General features: G+C 34.2%; 16 protein-coding genes and 1 tRNA gene. 8 read left to right on the top strand and 9 right to left on the bottom strand.

Annotation, left to right across the window (positions count from 1 at the left end; translation table 11 throughout):
• Positions 1–6 precede the first annotated feature (6 nt).
• Complete coding sequence (locus PMI10_RS03760) at positions 7–915, top strand: pseudouridine synthase (RefSeq protein WP_007804657.1); 909 nt, start codon at positions 7–9, stop codon at positions 913–915.
• Between the two features lie 80 nt (positions 916–995).
• Here PMI10_RS03760 and PMI10_RS03755 read toward each other — a convergent pair whose 3' ends face one another.
• Positions 996–2,096 (bottom strand): DUF4407 domain-containing protein, encoded by a 1,101-nt coding sequence (locus PMI10_RS03755; protein WP_007804656.1) that lies wholly within the window; start codon positions 2,094–2,096, stop codon positions 996–998.
• Positions 2,097–2,328: 232 nt separating this feature from the next.
• Between PMI10_RS03755 and PMI10_RS03750 the strand changes: the two genes are divergently transcribed.
• Positions 2,329–5,139, top strand: coding sequence for a TonB-dependent receptor (locus PMI10_RS03750; RefSeq protein WP_007804654.1), 2,811 nt, complete (start codon positions 2,329–2,331; stop codon positions 5,137–5,139).
• A 74-nt stretch (positions 5,140–5,213) separates the two neighbouring features.
• Positions 5,214–6,269, top strand: coding sequence for a phytase (locus PMI10_RS03745; protein ID WP_007804652.1), 1,056 nt, complete (start codon positions 5,214–5,216; stop codon positions 6,267–6,269).
• A 235-nt stretch (positions 6,270–6,504) separates the two neighbouring features.
• Here the strand turns inward: PMI10_RS03745 and pckA are convergent, their stop codons facing one another.
• Both pckA and PMI10_RS03735 read right to left on the bottom strand, forming a co-directional pair.
• On the bottom strand, positions 6,505–8,109 hold the full coding sequence (pckA, locus tag PMI10_RS03740) for a phosphoenolpyruvate carboxykinase (ATP) (protein WP_007804650.1): 1,605 nt from the start codon (positions 8,107–8,109) through the stop codon (positions 6,505–6,507).
• Positions 8,110–8,293: 184 nt separating this feature from the next.
• The gene (locus PMI10_RS03735) at positions 8,294–8,686 is read right to left on the bottom strand and encodes a DUF423 domain-containing protein (RefSeq protein ID WP_007804647.1); all 393 of its coding nucleotides are present in this window, start codon (positions 8,684–8,686) and stop codon (positions 8,294–8,296) included.
• Between the two features lie 172 nt (positions 8,687–8,858).
• Here PMI10_RS03735 and PMI10_RS03730 point away from each other — a divergent pair, with 172 nt between their 5' ends.
• A complete protein-coding gene (locus PMI10_RS03730; RefSeq protein ID WP_007804645.1) occupies positions 8,859–10,223 on the top strand; it encodes a saccharopine dehydrogenase family protein in 1,365 nt (454 codons plus the stop codon).
• 130 nt (positions 10,224–10,353) lie between these two features.
• Here PMI10_RS03730 and PMI10_RS21530 read toward each other — a convergent pair whose 3' ends face one another.
• The 4 genes from PMI10_RS21530 to PMI10_RS03705 all read right to left on the bottom strand — a co-directional run bounded on the left by PMI10_RS21530 (position 10,354) and on the right by PMI10_RS03705 (position 14,373).
• The gene (locus PMI10_RS21530; RefSeq protein WP_007804643.1) at positions 10,354–11,769 is read right to left on the bottom strand and encodes an N-acetylmuramoyl-L-alanine amidase; all 1,416 of its coding nucleotides are present in this window, start codon (positions 11,767–11,769) and stop codon (positions 10,354–10,356) included.
• Positions 11,766–12,137 carry a BlaI/MecI/CopY family transcriptional regulator gene (locus PMI10_RS03715; protein WP_007804641.1) on the bottom strand — a complete coding sequence of 124 codons (372 nt, stop codon included), beginning with the start codon at positions 12,135–12,137 and terminating at the stop codon, positions 11,766–11,768. Before PMI10_RS03715 ends, PMI10_RS21530 begins: the two co-directional genes overlap by 4 nt.
• An 84-nt stretch (positions 12,138–12,221) precedes the next feature.
• A complete protein-coding gene (locus PMI10_RS03710) occupies positions 12,222–12,644 on the bottom strand; it encodes a hypothetical protein (protein ID WP_007804639.1) in 423 nt (140 codons plus the stop codon).
• A gap of 340 nt (positions 12,645–12,984) precedes the next feature.
• Positions 12,985–14,373 (bottom strand): dipeptidase, encoded by a 1,389-nt coding sequence (locus PMI10_RS03705; RefSeq protein WP_007804637.1) that lies wholly within the window; start codon positions 14,371–14,373, stop codon positions 12,985–12,987.
• 109 nt (positions 14,374–14,482) lie between these two features.
• Between PMI10_RS03705 and PMI10_RS03700 the strand changes: the two genes are divergently transcribed.
• Together PMI10_RS03700 and PMI10_RS03695 are read left to right on the top strand one after the other, a co-directional pair.
• A tRNA-Leu gene (locus PMI10_RS03700) sits at positions 14,483–14,564 on the top strand.
• A gap of 305 nt (positions 14,565–14,869) precedes the next feature.
• Positions 14,870–15,715 carry a class I SAM-dependent methyltransferase gene (locus tag PMI10_RS03695; RefSeq protein ID WP_007804635.1) on the top strand — a complete coding sequence of 282 codons (846 nt, stop codon included), beginning with the start codon at positions 14,870–14,872 and terminating at the stop codon, positions 15,713–15,715.
• A gap of 247 nt (positions 15,716–15,962) precedes the next feature.
• Here PMI10_RS03695 and PMI10_RS03690 read toward each other — a convergent pair whose 3' ends face one another.
• Positions 15,963–16,196: a hypothetical protein gene (locus tag PMI10_RS03690; protein ID WP_007804633.1), complete on the bottom strand. Its 234-nt coding sequence runs from the start codon at positions 16,194–16,196 to the stop codon at positions 15,963–15,965.
• A gap of 87 nt (positions 16,197–16,283) precedes the next feature.
• Between PMI10_RS03690 and PMI10_RS03685 the strand changes: the two genes are divergently transcribed.
• Entirely contained in the window at positions 16,284–16,514 is a 231-nt protein-coding gene (locus PMI10_RS03685; RefSeq protein WP_007804631.1) for a helix-turn-helix domain-containing protein, read from the top strand.
• A 29-nt stretch (positions 16,515–16,543) separates the two neighbouring features.
• Positions 16,544–16,972 carry a hypothetical protein gene (locus PMI10_RS03680; protein ID WP_007804629.1) on the top strand — a complete coding sequence of 143 codons (429 nt, stop codon included), beginning with the start codon at positions 16,544–16,546 and terminating at the stop codon, positions 16,970–16,972.
• Positions 16,973–17,163: 191 nt separating this feature from the next.
• On the opposite strand, the gene PMI10_RS03675 is transcribed toward PMI10_RS03680, so the two are convergent.
• Positions 17,164–17,820 carry an HAD family hydrolase gene (locus tag PMI10_RS03675; RefSeq protein WP_007804627.1) on the bottom strand — a complete coding sequence of 219 codons (657 nt, stop codon included), beginning with the start codon at positions 17,818–17,820 and terminating at the stop codon, positions 17,164–17,166.
• Positions 17,821–18,012: the final 192 nt, after the last annotated feature.

The raw sequence follows: 18,012 nt of genomic DNA, 5'->3' as shown, positions 1-18,012 counted from the left end.
GAATTTATGAATAACAAGGAAGGCAATAATAAGAGAGGTGGTTCTAAGCCAAATAGCTCGAGATCAAACTCTAACAAGCCAAAACCTGCCATGCAAAAGCGTGCTCAAGGGCCTAAAAAAGTGAAACCTGCTGTTAAGGCAGCTGAAGAAGAAGCGGCACAAAAACTTAAAAAACAGAATCAGGCTCCAAAAAGACAAAAAGCGGCTGACGAAATTCGTCTGAACAAATTTATCTCAAATTCAGGTGTTTGTTCGCGTCGTGATGCCGATATATACATTCAGTCCGGGAACGTAAAAGTAAATGGTGTACCGGTTACCGAAATGGGTTATTTAGTAAAACTTACAGATGTTATCAATTTTGATGGTGCTATTTTGACTCCGGAGAAAAAAGAATACATCTTGCTGAACAAACCTAAAAACTTTACTACTGCGCTTGACGAAGGTCAGGAATACCGTAACGTTTTAGAATTGGTTCGTGGTTCTACAACCGCTAAAATTGCTCCGATCGGCAGAATGGATAAAAACACAACAGGGTTGTTGTTGTTTACAAATGATACTGATATGATTCGTAAATTTACTTTACCGAGTCAGAAATCATCTAAAATCTATCAGGTTTCATTAGACAAAAACTTAAAATTTGAAGATTTAGAAAAAATCAGCAAAGGTTTGGTTCTTGACGGACACCGCGTTTTTGTTGAAGAAATCAGTTATATCGAAAAAGAAGCAAAAAGCGAAGTTGGTCTTAAATTACGTTCATCGAATGTAAAAGTAGTTCGTGCAATTTTCGAAAACTTTGATTATGATGTTTTACGTATTGACCGTGTTTCATTTGCCGGTTTAACCAAAAAGAATTTACCAAGAGGTAATTGGCGTTTTTTGACTGATCAGGAAATCATCAATTTGAAAAACGTTTAAAATATTTTTCCAAAAAAACTAAAAAATCCTATTCTACGAAAAAGTAAAATAGGATTTTTTTTATTAGTAAATTTTTAGAATTAAAACGTCGCCTTTTGTTTTTCCACAAAATTATGTGCCTGCAATTCTAACAGCTCTGTTGCTTTTTTGCGTTGCAAATTATAGAGTTCTCTGTCTTCAGAAATATCTGCGTAAACTTTATCATGCATTGAAGCACTGGTTTTAACCAATAAATCACGCTGGTATTTGTTTTGTTCTAAAGTAGCTTTCATAGCTGTTTCAGCTTCTTCCTGTTTGATATCGAATTCACCTTTCGGCGCTAATAATTTTGCAATAATTGGAGAAGTTTCGATAGCCAAAAACAACAGCATTATAAAAAATGATGGCAGCCATGGTAATTTATTCAGAGCATTAATACGTGCCATCAAACCATCAAAACCTTCTATAATCGGTTGTGTTTGCAATACTTTTTTATCTAAATCTGCCTGAAGCTGTTTTCCTGTTTTTTCTTTTTCAGCGATTTTGGCTTCGTTTGTTGCTTTTAGTGTTTCAAATTCTTTTAGAGATGCATCGTGTTTTTCTCGTTTTTCTTTATAAACCGGACCTTTCCCTAATTTCTTAGTTCCTGCAGTTCCTTCGGCTTCGGTGATGTACGTTGAATATAAAGCGTTGACTTCTTTTTCTTTTTTCAGGATATCATTTTTCAAAGCAGTGATCTCAGCCTTGTTTTTATCCAAATCAGATTTGAAATAATTGCCAACTTGTTTTTTATTGGCTAATTCCATTTCATTTTTTTCTTTCAATAAAACCGTATTGATTTCTTTTTCGAAAATTTTGATCTCCAATGGTTTCGAAATAACGATTGCAATGATAATCGCCAACATAATTCTGGGAGTCGCTTGTAGAAATTCATCCATAAAACGATCTCTTTTCTTAATTGTAGAAACGATAAACCGATCCAGATTGAAGATAAGTAAACTCCACACAAATCCGAAAATTATAGCCGGATAAATAGAGTCAAAAACAGTAAAAAGCGCATAAGCACTGGCTAAAAAAGCCATAACTGCAGTAAAAAAAACGGTGGCACCAATACCAACATATTTGGTTTGTTCGCCTTCTGAGCAGCCTTCGAGAATATCCCGATCAGTTCCGGAGCAAAGGATAAAAAATTGTTTTAACATGATTGATGATTTTTGATTGTGATTGATAGGGCAAATTTAACGCCAAAAATTTAATTCTGATGTAAATACTTGATTTGTTTTTACTTGTGCTTCAAATATTTAATGTTTCAAATGTTATTTAAAGATTAATTCGGTTAACAATTAAGTCATAATCATAACAGTATGTTAATTTTTTTTAACGTGTTTAATAATACTAAGGTTCTAGTTTCGCACAAAATCAAACCAAAAAACAATGAAAAAGTTTTATTTAGCAGCGACACTCTTTTTAATAACCATATCAGGTTTTGCGCAAAAAGCAATAATCTCCGGAAAAGTATTAGATGCAGATGACAAATTGCCTTTGCCGGGAGCAATGATTCAAATTGTAGGCGAAAACAAATACACAGTTTCAGATTACAATGGTCGTTTTGAATTACTTAACATTAATGTTGGAACATACCAGATTCAGGTAAAATATATAGGATATACAGCCACAACTCATGAAATCACAGTCGAACAAGGAAAAAACAACGTAATTGATTTCTCTCTTAAAACTTCCGGAACAGAGTTGAATGAAGTTATTGTGGGAGATATTTTAAAAGGTCAGGCCAAAGCATTAAATCAACAAAAAAATAATAAAAATATCGGAAATGTAATTTCATCTGACCAGGTAGGTCGTTTCCCTGATGCTAACGTTGGAGATGCTCTAAAACGTGTACCGGGTATTACTATGCAGAATGATCAGGGTGAAGCCCGTAATATTATCATCAGAGGTTTGGCCCCATCATTAAACTCTGTAACTTTAAATGGGGACCGAATCCCATCAGCTGAAGGAGATAACAGAAATGTACAGATGGATTTGATTCCGTCCGATATGATTTCGACTATCGAGATTAACAAAACACTGACTTCTGATATGGATGCTGATGCTATTGGAGGTTCTGTAAATTTAATTACAAGAGCTACTCCAAATGGCGAAAGAATCTCAGCAACTCTTGCCGGTGGTTATATGCCAATACGTGAGAATGCTACCTATACTGCGGGTTTAGTATATGGAAATCGTTTTTTTGATAATAAATTAGGAGCTGTTTTCAGCGGATCTTATAATAATATTGATTATGGTTCTGATAATATTGAAAACGAATGGGTAAAAGATGATTTTAGAAATGAATATTTGCAGGCTGCAGAAATCAGAAAATATGATGTCCAACGTATTCGCCGCAGCGGATCTGTTGCTTTAGATTATAAATTTGATGATAACAATACCATTTTTGCAAATGCTATTTACAATTGGAGGGATGACAGGGAAAACCGTTTCAGAACGACTTACGATGATATAGAACCTATTTATAATGGTGAAGAAATTACCGGTTTTGAAGGTCGTGTAAAACGCCAGACAAAAGGTGGAGTTGACAACAGCAGGAATAAAAACAGAAGATTGGAAGATCAGCGTGTACAAAATTATTCTATTCGCGGAGAGCATTTAATCAACTCCAAATTAGATCTGGACTGGTCAGCAAATTACGCGAAAGCTAGAGAATATCGCCCGGGAGAACGTTATATCGAATACCGTCAGAAAGGTTTGGAAATGACCGAAGATTTATCTGATTTGAGATTTCCTTTAATCACAACAACGGGAGAAGCTGTAGATGAATTCAAATTTAATTCGGTTACTGAAAATAAAGACGAGACAAGCGAAAGTGAATTTGGCGCCAAAATAAACATCCGGTTTCCTTTCACCATTATTCCATCTCAAAAAGGAAGGCTTAGAACGGGTCTTAGACTTCGACTGAAAGAAAAAGAAAGAAATAATATTTTCTATTCTTATGAACCGACAGGTAGCGGAATGGAGTTATTATCAGAAATTCAGACAAGTACTTTTGATGGCAAAAACTTCAATCCGGGAAGTAAATATATTCCTGGAACTTTTGCTTCAGCAGCTTACTTGGGAAGTTTAGATTTGAATAATTCAGCATTATTTGATAAAGAAGCAGATGCTGCAGAATATTTAGCAGTAAACTACAATGCCAAAGAAAGTATTTACGCTGCTTATGTAAGATGGGATCAGGATTTTAATGATAAACTATCGATGGTTTTAGGTTTCCGTGTTGAAAATACGCATATCGATTATACCGGAAATCGTGTCCTGGATGAAGAAGAATTAGAAAGTAAAATCAATAATACAAACTCTTACACGAATGTATTACCAAGTATTTCTGTTCAATATAATGCTACAAAAGATTTAGTTTTAAGAGCTGCTGCTACGACTGCTTTGGCTAGACCAAACTATTATGCACTGGCGCCTTATGTAAACAATATTGCTGCTGATAAAGAAATTACAGCAGGAAATCCTGATCTTGATGTTACCTATTCTTATAACTATGATTTTATGGTAGAGAATTATTTCAAATCGGTTGGTTTGATTTCCGGAGGTGTTTTTTACAAAAAATTAAACGACTTCATTTACAACTACAGCGACAACCAATACACAACTGAAAAATTCGCTAATGATTTTCCAAATCAGGCAAATCCTGTTCCGGTTGGCGAAAACTGGTCATTTGTACAATCCAGGAATGGAGATAATGTTGATGTCTACGGATTTGAAGTGGCACTTCAGCGTCAGTTAGATTTCTTACCAGGGAAATTCCTGAAGGGTTTTGGTGTTTATTTGAATTACACTTACACCAAATCTAAAGCAAAAGGAATTTCCGATGAAGACGGAAATGAAAGAAAGAACATTAGTCTTCCGGGAACTACTCCACATATGTTCAACGGATCTTTATCTTGGGAAAACAAACGTTTTTCTGCGAGAATCTCAACTAATTTTACTTCAGATTATTTAGATGAATTAGGTTCAGAATCATATAAAGACAGTTATTATGACAAGCAATTTTTCTTAGACGCAAATGCCTCTTTCAAAATCACGTCACACCTTCGCATTTTTGCCGAAGCCAACAATTTAACCAACCAGCCATTACGCTACTACCAAGGAGTAGAAGCACATACCAAACAAGCCGAATACTATCAGGCACGATATAATTTCGGTTTGAAGTTTGACTTGTAATAATCAATTTATAAAATTCTTAAATTAGACAGAACTTGACTGTTTTGTCTAATTTTATTAAAATGAAAAACATAATGACAAACAAATCTATACTCACTTTTCTATTTTTAAGTATTTTATTTATTGCTTGTAAAGGTGATAAATTAGCGCCTGTTGCCAAAAATGCTCTAAAACCAACAGTTGTTACTGAAGCTTTGCCTCATGATACAGATGATCCGGCAATCTGGATTCATCCAACAGATGCTTCAAAAAGTATTATTGTAGGAACTGATAAAGACTCAGATGGCGGTTTATATGCTTTTGATTTAAATGGAAAAATTCTAAAAAAATCAATTCCATTAAAACGACCAAATAATGTTGATATAGCTTATGGATTAATCATAGACGGAAAAAAAGTTGATATAGCTGTAACGACTGAACGCGAAAGTAATATGATAAGAGTTTTCAGTTTACCTGATTTAAAACCAATTGATAATGGCGGCATTCCGGTTTTTGAAGGTGAAGAATTACGCGATCCAATGGGAGTTTGTTTGTACACACGTCCGGGCGACGGTAAAATATTTGCTGTTGTTGGAAGAAAATCAGGTCCTTCCGGAAGTTACTTATGGCAATATGAACTTTCTGGTTCAGGAAAATTTGCTACGGCAAAAGTGGTTAGAAAATTTGGAGCTTACAGTGGAAAGAAAGAAATTGAAGCTATTGCAGTTGACAACGAATTAGGAACTATTTACTATTGTGATGAACAATTCGGAATCAGAAAATACAAAGCTGATCCTGCTTTAAACGATAATAAAGAATTGGCTCTTTTTGGAAAAACCGGTTTTAAAGCCGATAATGAAGGAATCGCAATTTACAAAAAAACAGATTCTACAGGTTATATTTTAGTATCGAATCAACAAGCGAATACTTTTATGGTTTACCCGAGAGAAGGCGCAAATGGCAATCCAAACAATTATCCTTTATTGGCAGAAATTCCAACTTCTACAATTGAATGTGACGGAGCAGATGTGACCAGCATTAATTTAGGTGGAAATTACCAAAAAGGCCTTTTCGTAGCCATGAGCAACGGAATGACGTTTCATTATTATGCCTGGGATTTAATGCAAAAACGTATTGACGTTAAAAGATAAGTGTTCAGTCACAGTTGCTGCAGTATTCAGTTTCTAAACTGTGCCCGAACCCTACTGTCAGGCTTAGCGGAGTCGAAGCCCTCGCCTGCTAAAAAGCTCTTCGATTCCGCTCAGAGTGACATTCTAAATAGACTGCTCAGGGTGGTGCTATAGATTTCAATTTCACCAGGACATAAAAAAAGAGCTATTCGTGATGACGAACAGCTCTTTTTCAATTTTGAATTAGTAATTTTCCTTATTCTGTTATTGGCGCGCCAGCCAAAATTTCGGCATTGGCAAACTCTTCAAATTTGGCAAAATTAGCTTTGAATTTCTGAGCTAATTCAATTGCCTTTTTATCGTATAAATCTTTGTCTTCCCAAGTGTTTCTCGGATTTAAAATTTCACTTGGAACATTAGGGCAAGATTGTGGTTTTGCAATTCCAAATACTTTATGGTTTACGTATTCTACATTATCCAATTCACCGTTCAATGCAGCAGTAATCATGGCTCGGGTATATTTTAGTTTCATACGGCTTCCCGTTCCGTACGCACCACCTGTCCAACCTGTATTGATCAACCAAACTTTTACATCTGCATCTTTCATTTTTTTAGTCAGCATTTCAGCATAACGTGTTGGATGCAAAGGCATAAATGGTGCTCCAAAACAAGCTGAGAAATTAGGCTGTGGTTCTGTAACTCCGGCTTCTGTTCCGGCCACTTTTGCCGTATATCCTGAAATAAAATGGTAAGCCGCCTGACCAGGTGTCAGTTTTGAGATTGGAGGCAAAATTCCGAAAGAATCTGCCGTTAAGAAGAATATATTTTTAGGATTGTGTCCGATTGAACCAGGCTGAATATTATCTATATGAGTTATCGGGTAACTTACACGTGTATTTTGAGTAATCGATACATCATCATAATCAACTTCATTGGTTCCCGCTTTGAAAACTACATTTTCTAAAAGTGCTCCTTTTTTGATTGCCCTAAAAATGTCCGGCTCATTTTCTTCCGTTAAATTAATAACTTTAGCATAACAGCCACCTTCAAAATTGAAAACAGTGTTTTCGCTGGTCCATCCGTGTTCATCATCACCAATTAATTTACGTGCCGGATCTGCTGATAAAGTTGTTTTTCCCGTTCCTGATAAACCAAAGAAAATTGCAGTATCTCCAGCTTCCCCAACATTCGCGCTGCAGTGCATTGGTAAAGTATTTTCGAAAACCGGTAAAATGAAGTTTAATGCAGAGAAAATTCCTTTTTTCATCTCTCCGGTATAACCTGTTCCTCCAATAAGAGCTACTTTTTTAGTAAAATCTAAAATCGCAAAATTAGGCTGTCGTGTTCCGTCAACTTCCGGATCTGCCATAAAGCCTGGTGCACAAATAACCGTCCATTCCTGAGTAAAATTTGCTAATTCAGCTTCTTCCGGTCTTAGAAACATATTGTAGCAAAACAAATTAGACCAGGCGGTTTCTGTTACTACCCGAACATTTAATCTGTAATTTGCATCAGCACAAACATAAGAGTCTCTAACAAAAACTTCCTTATTAGATAAATAGGTGGTTACTTTATTATATAGTTTTTCAAAGGCATCAGACGAAAACGGAATATTTACTTTTCCCCACCAAACTTTATCTTCTGTAATACTATCTTTTACAATAAAGCGGTCCTGTGGAGATCTTCCGGTAAATTCGCCGGTATTAATTGCCAATGCTCCTGTCGAACTTTCAACACCCTGACCTGATTGCAACGTAATCTCATGCAATTCATCTGCTGACAATTGATATCTAACGATTGCATTTTCAATTCCTAATTCTTTTAACGAAATCGATTGCGAGAAAAGTGTGTTAGTGTCCATAATTTTTTAAAATTGTATATTATAACCGAGTTTTAAATTTCAATTTATAAATACAATCGGCTTCATTTGCTTGTTATATTGTTTATACATTAAAGTGAATAATGCTAAAAAATAACACATATAAAGATTCATGTTATATATACAACAAAATTAGGAATTAATTTTCAGATAGGGTTTTTAAAATTCAATTTTGTGAATTTTTCTTAAAAATTGTAACAAAAAGAACAATCCAAGCGAAGATTAATAGGAGTCCGCCTATTGGAGTTACGAATCCTATAATTTTAAAGTCAACTGAAGTTACATTTTTAGTCGTCAGTAAATAAATAGAACCTGAAAAGAAAAGCACACCGGTTAACACTAAATTATATATTACTTTCAGCGCTTTTAAAGACAATTCTTTTCTGGAAGCAACAAAAAACAAAAAGAAAGCATGATACATTTGATAGCGAACACCTGTTTCAAAACTTGTCAACTGTTCTGGAGATAATACTGCTTTCAAAGCATGTGCGCCAAAAGCACCTAAAATAATAGCCAATACTCCAAGAAAAGCAGCTGTCAAAATTATTTTTCTTTCCATTTTATCTGTTTTTATATCACAAAAATAGTCTTAATTCAATTAAACAAAAAACATTTCAAATACACTTTTCAAAAAAAACCGATTTACTTTGTTCTTTTTAAATTAAAATATTTCAAACCATCAATTGTTATTTTTATAACAATTTAGTATGTTTGTGTTAAATATATAAATAATGAGGCGAATTCTAATAATTGGAGCCGGAAGATCAGCATCGTCTTTGATTCGCTATCTTTTATCAAAATCAGAGAGCGAAAACCTACATCTTGTCGTGGCAGATTTATCTTTGGCCCTAGCCGAAAAAAAGGTCAATAATCATCCTAATGCCACTCCAATAGCTTTAGATATTTTTAATGCAACTGAAAGAAAAACTGCTATAGAAAATGCTTCGATAGTGATTTCGATGTTGCCCGCACATTTACATATTGAAATCGCAAAAGATTGTTTAGAATTTAAAAAACATCTCGTAACTGCATCATATATAAGTGATGCGATGCAGTGCCTTGATACAGAAGCCAGAAAAAACAATTTGATTTTCATGAACGAAATTGGTCTTGATCCCGGAATTGACCATATGAGCGCCATGAAAGTTATTGATGAAATCAGGGAAAAAGGTGGCAAGATGTTGCTTTTTGAATCCTTTTGTGGTGGTTTAGTCGCTCCCGAATCCGATAATAATTTATGGAATTACAAATTTACATGGGCACCAAGAAATGTAGTTCTGGCAGGGCAAGGCGGAGCTGCAAAGTTTATTCAGGAAGGAACTTACAAATACATTCCGTATGGTACTTTATTTCGCAGAACTGAATTTCTTGAAGTCGAAGGCTACGGAAAATTTGAAGCATATTCAAACCGGGACTCTTTAAAATACAGGTCAATTTACGGTCTGGATGATGTTTTGACTTTATATAGAGGAACAATCAGGAGAGTAGGATTTTCGAAAGCCTGGAATATGTTTGTACAGCTTGGAATGACTGATGACAGTTATATCATGGAAGACTCTGAAAACATGAGTTATCGTCAGTTTACAAACTCTTTTTTACCTTATCATCCAACGGATTCAGTTGAAATAAAAATGCGTTTGATCTTAAAAATAGATCAGGACGATATTATGTGGGACAAACTTTTGGAACTTGATCTGTTTAATCCTGACAAAAAAGTCAATTTAAAAAATGCAACTCCCGCACAAATATTAGAAAAAATACTTTCCGACAGCTGGACACTTGAACCTGACGATAAAGATATGATTGTGATGTACCATAAATTCGGATATGAATTGAATGGAGAGAAAAAGCAAATCGATTCTAAAATGGTTTGTATTGGAGATGACCAAACCTATACTGCAATGGCAAAAACAGTTGGTTTGCCGGTTGCAATTGCAACGCTATTAATTTTGAATAAAAAAATCACAGCTCCCGGTGTTCAGCTTCCTATAAAAAAAGAAGTTTATTTACCTATTTTAAAAGAATTAGAAGAGTATGGTGTTGTTTTCAACGAACAAACCATGCCTTATTTTGGATACAATCCTGACTTATTTTAAGTGGATTTATTTTTAGTTTTTGAATTTTTTTGGTTTAATCCGCTTCTAGAATTTAGAAGCGGATTTTTTATTTTTTTATTAAAGTATTTAATTGGCTGATTGAATAGTTAATAGGTGTCTTGGTAGACATTTATATTTTTATGAATTCAACTATTTTATTTGCAATTTCATTTTGTCCATTTTCGCTAATCAGATAAGTTCTGTCATTTTCATTTGATAAATAGCCAATTTCTACTAATAATGCAGGGCATTTTGAGTTTTTGAGCACAAAATAGTTTGCATCTTTAACCTCTCCTCTAGCAAGTTTTTCGTTTGAGATTTTATCAACTAAATTTTTAGCACTTTCCTTCGATTTTTCATAAAAACCATTTTGTTTTGAAACATAAGCATTTACTCCATTTTCATTCAGATTTTTTGAAGTATTTACATGTAAAGAAATTACTAAGCTCGGGTTTATTTTGTTTATTTTCGATACTCTTTCACTTAATTCAATAAAACTATCGTCTTTTCTAAGCAAAATAATTTCAATGTCATCTTTACCATTCAGTAAGTTTATTTTATTTGCAATATTTTCTACAATTTTCTTTTCTTGCTCGGCACTAATTTGTGCTCCAATATCTTTTCCTCCGTGTCCAGCATCAATTACTATAGTTTTTTTGTTGCTCAATGGTAATGGTTTGAAAGCAAATGATAAAAAGATTGTTAAAAGGCCCAAAACAGCTAAAGATTGCATTATTAGAGCTCTTGTTTTTGAAGTGATTTTTGTCATCATGATAAGTCGTTTTTTTGTTGTTAAAAAATTTAAATTACTGGTTAATAAAAAAGGTTGGGAGGTACTTACTTTGTTTAATAAAAGGTTTTGATAAAAAGAGACATCATGATGTGTAGATATTACATTTTCATCTGCCAAAAATTCATGATTAAGCTGAATAGCTTTTTTGTAAAAAATAAAAATAGGATTGAACCAAAATAATGTTTTCAAAATTTCTATAAAAATCACATCAAGAGTATGTTTTTGCTTTACATGGGCAATTTCATGCGTAAACAATTCTTGTTCTATTTGTCGATTTTTAAAATCATTTTGATTTATGTAAATGGAATTCCAAAAAGAATAAGGTAAAGTTTCTTCTGAGAGTAAAACCATTCTTATATTTTGATACACAATGATTTTAGACACTTTAGTCTTGGACGTGATTATATAAATATTTTGGATAAACCGATAGCTTAGTATTAAAGTAATTACTATATAAGTTATCCATAAAAATGGAAGCCAATAATTGGTTTGTTCTTCAGAGCTTATGCCTGTTTCTGTTTGAATCGGATGGGTATCTGTCGTTATAGTCTGTTGTGGTATTATGTTATTGTATGTAACTGGAATATTTTGTTGGATTTCAAAAGATATAAACGGAACAGTTATTGAAAACAATAAACTGACTAATAGAAAATACCTGTTGAAGCGAAACATTTTTTCTTTTTCTAAGAGCAGATGGTATACAACCAAAAAAACACTTAAGCTAACTGTCGATTTTATTAAAAAGTCAATCATTTTTTCCTTTTTTGAATTTCACTGTCTATTATTGTTTTGAGTTCTTCTAATTCCGATGCTGATAAATTAGTTTCGGTGGTAAAAAACGAAGCAAACTGGGATGCCGAGTTATTAAAAAAGTTACTTATTAATCCATTTACATGTTTAGAGAAATAAACTGTTTTTTTAACCAGCGGATAATATTCGCGTGAATTACCGAATTCATTATAAGCCACGAATTTCTTGTCGATCATTCTTTTTAAAAGCGTTGCAACGGTTGTTGTTGCAGGCTTTGGTTCCGGATAAGCTTCGAGCAAATCTTTCATGAAGGCTTTTTCAAGCGTCCAAAGATGCTCCATTAATTGTTCTTCTGAATTTGATAATTGCATTTATTTAAGGTTTAAGGTTCTGAGTTGTTAAGACTCTAAGATTTTTAAATGATTATTATTTAGACGCACTGCGGTGCGTCTCTACTATTTTATTTCTTGTTCCGAAATCAGTTCGCCCTTGCTGTATTTTTTAATCTCTGTTAATTTTCCTCTATCCGAATAAAATTTCCAGTCACCAAAATAAAACCAATGCATTTCTTTTGAATCGATTTCGATTTTTGTTTTTCCTTTCGATTGCAGTTTTCCGTTTTTGTAATAATATTTTACGATACAAATTCCATTTTTATACTTTTCGGTTTTGTAGATTTTTCCGTTGATGTAGGATTTCCATTTTTTTACCGGTTCATCATTTTTATAATTTTCAACCGACTTGTATTTGATACTATCCTGTTCATAATTATCAATCCAAACTCCTTCTTTTTTCTTATCAACCATTTGATTGATCGGTTTGCTTTTGCATCCGGAAAGAAGAATTCCACAAAATAATAATATAAAAATTTGACGCATTTTGATATTTTTAACTCTACATTTATAGTTTATGCTCTACAAATGTAGAGTTAATTTTTTAATACGCAAGTTTTTTTGAAAATTTTTTAAAACTGTAAGTTTCTAATTCACTGATGGTTTAGCTTTGAAAGTTCTATTTACCCGGGATTGCGTTAGGGATAGAGGCGGTATCTCCCGATTTAGAAAAACAAGGCATTTTAGCTGTAGTTTTTGTTAATCGGGAATTTAGCCGAAAGCCCGGCCGAAGGTAACGCCCATAAAAAAATCCGCTCATTGCTGAACGGATTTTGAATTTATATAATTGGAACGAATCTCAACTCCGCTCGATTTGACAACTTTTCTACTTCGAAAGCTCTACAAAATACTTGTAAAACAACGGAATAGTTTCGATTCCTTTTAAGTAATTGAAGATTCCGAAATGTTCGTTTGGAGAGTGAATAGCGTCACTGTCCAAACCAAAGCCCATCAAAATTGTTTTACTTTTCAGTTCTTTTTCAAACAATGCCACAATCGGGATACTTCCTCCGGAACGAACCGGAATTGCAGGAACTCCAAACGTTTCGGTATACGCCAGATTTGCTGCTTTGTAACCAATACTGTCAATTGGCGTTACGTAACCCTGACCTCCATGATGTGGCGTGACTTTTACGGTAACTCCGGCCGGGGCAATATTGATGAAATGTTTCGTGAAAAGTGCTGTGATTTCTTCCCAATCCTGATTTGGAACCAAACGCATAGAGATTTTTGCAAAAGCTTTACTCGCAATAACCGTCTTTGCTCCTTCTCCCTGATATCCGCCCCAGATTCCGTTTACGTCTAATGTTGGGCGAATCGAATTGCGTTCGTTCGTTACATAGCCTTTTTCGCCGTAGACATCATTTAGGTTTAAGGCATTTTTATATTTCTCTAAACTGAAAGGCGCTTTGGCCATTTCGGCTCTTTCTTCTAATGATAAGTCCTGAACTTTATCGTAGAATCCCGGAATGGTAATACGATTGTCTTCGTCATGAAGTGAAGCGATCATTTTTGCCAGAATATTAATTGGGTTCGCCACAGCTCCGCCGTATAAGCCTGAATGCAAATCACGGTTTGGACCCGTAACTTCGACCTCAACATAACTCAAACCGCGTAAACCTGTTGTTATTGACGGCTGTTGATTAGAAATCATTCCGGTATCCGAAATTAGTATCACATCGTTTTTCAATTTTTCCTGATTGCGTTCTACGAACCAGCCTAAACTTTTAGAACCAACTTCTTCTTCTCCTTCGATCATGAATTTTACGTTACAAGGCAGTGTATTGCTTTGCACCATATATTCCAATGCTTTTACGTGCATGTACATTTGGCCTTTGTCATCACAGGCACCACGGGCGAAAATAGCTCCTTCGGGGTGAATTTCAGTCGTTTTGATAACGGGTTCAAATGGCGGTGATGTCCATAATTCCATTGGATCCGGCGGCTGAACATCATAATGTCCATAAACTAAAACGGTAGGCAAATTAGGGTCAATTATTTTCTCTCCGTAAATAATTGGGTAACCAGGAGTATCGCAAACTTCAACTAAATCGCAGCCTGCTTTTTCTAAACTTACTTTTACAGCTTCGGCCGTATCAATTACATCTTGCGAATAGGCAGTGTCGGCACTTACCGACGGAATTTTTAATAATTCGATCAATTCATTGATAAACCGATCTTTATGTTGTTGAACGTATGCTTTTATGTTTTCCATTTAAATAATTTTTTATACAATCTCAAAAGTACAAAAAAGAGAATAAATATTTTTTTGCAAAATTGCTTTGAAAATTCGAAGTTATGCTTATCTTTGCACCCACAATTACGCGGATATGGTGAAATTGGTAGACATGCCAGACTTAGGATCTGGTGCCGCAAGGCGTGTAGGTTCGAGTCCTATTATCCGCACTGAAAAAGCTTCTGATTTCTCAGAAGCTTTTTTGTTTTAGTTACTTCTGAGTTTTATTTCAAAATCTTCCCGAAAACAAAATAACTGTAATCAACTACAAATCAGGTAAATAAATACAAAACGGTTACCATTTTAAAGAATTCTTCCTTAACTTTGATAAGCTCAAAAACGCTACAATAAATTCGTCTATTCACCTACAAGGAGACAAATTCCCCCAAATTTTGCTTCGGTTATAAAAGTTAACCGTTATTACTTTAATAACGCTGCTAATTCAAATAAATCTTTCATTTAAAAAACAAACCAAATGGAACCACAACTTCAAGAAATACGTGAACAGCAAAAAGCAGCCTGGAATAAATTTTCTCCCGGTTGGAAAAAATGGGATTTTGAAATTCTAAACTTTATGCAACCTTTTGCCGATGAAATTATTGCTCTGATAAATCCTAAAGGTTCAGAGGTAATTCTGGATGTTGCCGCAGGAACCGGTGAACCCGGTTTGAGCATTGCATCTATGCTTTCGAGCGGAAAAGTAATTATTACTGACCTTGCATATGATATGCTCACGATTGCCCGCGAAAATGCGATTAAAAAAGAAATATCAAATGTTGAATTTCATGCCTGCGATGTAAGCGAACTTCCTTTTTCTGACAACACATTCGACGCTATTAGCTGCCGAATGGGTTTTATGTTTTTTCCAGATATGCTTTTGGCTGCTCAGGAAATGTTTCGGGTTTTAAAACCTGGCGGCAAAATTGCAATCGCAGTTTGGAATGTTCCTGAGAAAAATTTCTGGGTAACTGCCGTTGGCGGAACCATTAACCGAAACATGCAATTACCTCCGCCTGCGCCCGAAGCTCCAGGAATGTTTCGTTGTGCAAGAGCTGGTTTAATGATGGATATTTTTAGTCAGGCTGGTTTTAAACATATTTCTGAAAAAGAAGTAATTGGCAAATTAAACTGCGGAACAGCCGATGTTTACTGGAACATGATGACCGAAATTGCAGCGCCTTTTGTTGCCGCTCTCAGCAATGCCGATGATGCTATGAAAGAAAAAATAAAACAAGAAGTTTACAGTTTGATTAATGAGAGATATCCTGAAGGAAACGTAATAATAGATGGAGATGCACTTATAATTTATGGTGAGAAATAACATTTCTAAAATAAGGATTTCACTTGGGGTTTGGTACCGCAAGACCGTTTAGCTTTGAGTCCTGTTATCCACACTAAAAAAAGCTTCTGGTTTCTCAGAAGCTTTTTTGTTTTTTAGGCTTTCACCAAATTTTATCCATATTTTGAACCATATAAATTCATTTTAGCAATCATTAAATCTTTGTCAAAGATAAAAACACAAAGTAACCCCAATATTGTCATTCAGAGGAACGATACGTAAACTCTCTTCACTCAACATCCAGATAAGGATCTAAAGCTTCCGCTAATCTATTCATACAATAAAAACTATTTTCAAGATTCCTAATTTCAGATTGTACGGTTTCGCGTTCTCTCAATGTGTTTAAAGCCAGCATATAATTTACTTGCCGTATTGTCTTAGCCATATCTTTAGGGTCTATAACATTGGTAAAAAACTCTGTTAGTCTGGTTTCAGTTTCTTTTGAGAGATGTTTTATAGCCATTATCTTATTTTTTTAATTCTTCAAATATAATACTTTTAGGCTCATATATGTGACCATGTGAAAAATAAATCTTATGACTTTTGAGATATGGATATTTCAGAAGAAACTTTTATTGCAAATCTTGGCGTTCACATTAGACAACTACGTGAAAAAAAAGGCTTGTCTCAACAAGATTTAGCTAATGATTGCGATATCCCTAAGACCCAGATAGGCAGAATAGAAAGAGCTGAAATAAATACAACTGTAAAAACTCTTGTAAAAATCGCCAATGCTTTAGATGTTGAACCAAAAGAATTACTTAATTTTCCTTTGAAATAAAAATTATTTTTCACTCATATTAATTGAACTTGGAAATCTTACCTCTAAAAATAGAATTAGCTTCAAAATGGATGAAACTTTATCCATTTAGCGTTTGTTTAGATGAAATCTACTTTAGAGAAAGAGATAATGAAAATAATTTAGTTTATGAGTTGGAATTAACTACACACCAATTTGAATTCATAATTGATCATTATTACTCAAACTTTAGAGAACTGAATCCAGAAAGTTTGATATATAAATATCATTCTGAAGAATATGCAATTTTAAATGATCCAATAGCGCAAGAAAGAGAATGTTATAGAGTAAAGGAGTTTAATGACCAATTAATAAACATCCGAGAAAAAGTAGTTCAAGAAAACAGTGGTGCTGAAGAAGCACTTGATGAATTAGTTAAGATTTGTGAATCTGCAATGACAAATAAAAATAAACTTTACATTTTCAGCGATTATTTATAAAACGCAATTTTAGGTTATTCTGAAAATAATGAATTGCTTAACATTCGGCTAAAGCCATTCTCTTTTCAAACATAAAAAAACCTCCAGTTAAAACTGGAGGCTATTCAAATTATGCCCGTTTATTTAAATGGACTTATATTTCTTATAGGATTTAAAATTTTACAAATCTCTTTTTACTTTTCACAAATAACCTAAGCTTTCAATAATTCCAAAACCTTCTCAACATTTATTTCGCTGTAATCATTAATATAAAAATTACATGGCGGAAGTTGTTCTTTTGTATGCGTACTCAACACCCCAACCACTTTCATTCCTGCATTTAGTGCAGCTGAAACTCCTGAAAAAGAATCCTCAAAAACGATACAATGAGATGGGGCAACACCAACACGTTCTGCAGATTTCAGATACACTTCCGGATCAGGTTTATGGTGTTTTACGTCTTCGCTTGACATCATAGAATCCATTTCGTCTTCGATTTTCAGAGCCTTTATAATCAGGTCGAGATTGGCTCGCGGCGCAGAGGTGGCAACAGCAGTTTTAAAGTTACGGGATTTCAGTTGGTTTAAAAACTTCAAATAATGCGGAATTGTTTCGACTTTGTCTTTATAAATCTCACGAAATATCGATTCTTTTTCGTCTTCGAGTTTTTTAAGTTCATCTCCCACAACCGAACGCTTAAAGAAATGAGACATTATATACCCATTATGTTTTCCGTACATATGTTCTTCAAACTCTTCTTCTGAATAAGGAACTTTATAATTATCGAAAAACACCTCAAAAGCTTTTACATGATGTGGATTAGTGTGACAGATTACGCCATCCATATCAAAAATAACACATTGTTTCATTATATATTTTATTTAACGACCGCAAGATACTGATAAGTCTTACTTACCACAAAATTGCACAAAAGTTTCTCGCAAAGATTTTTATTTCACGCAGATTTTAAAAAGATTAAAGCAGATTTGGGCAGATCAATTATTAAAAAAATAAATCTGCTTTAATCTGCCAAAATCTGCGTGAAAAAACATATAAAACAA

The sequence above is a fragment of the Flavobacterium sp. CF136 genome (assembly GCF_000282055.1).
GTDB lineage: Bacteria > Bacteroidota > Bacteroidia > Flavobacteriales > Flavobacteriaceae > Flavobacterium.
Note: the sequence above shows the minus strand (reverse complement) of the source record. Positions and strands in the feature narration are given on the sequence as shown.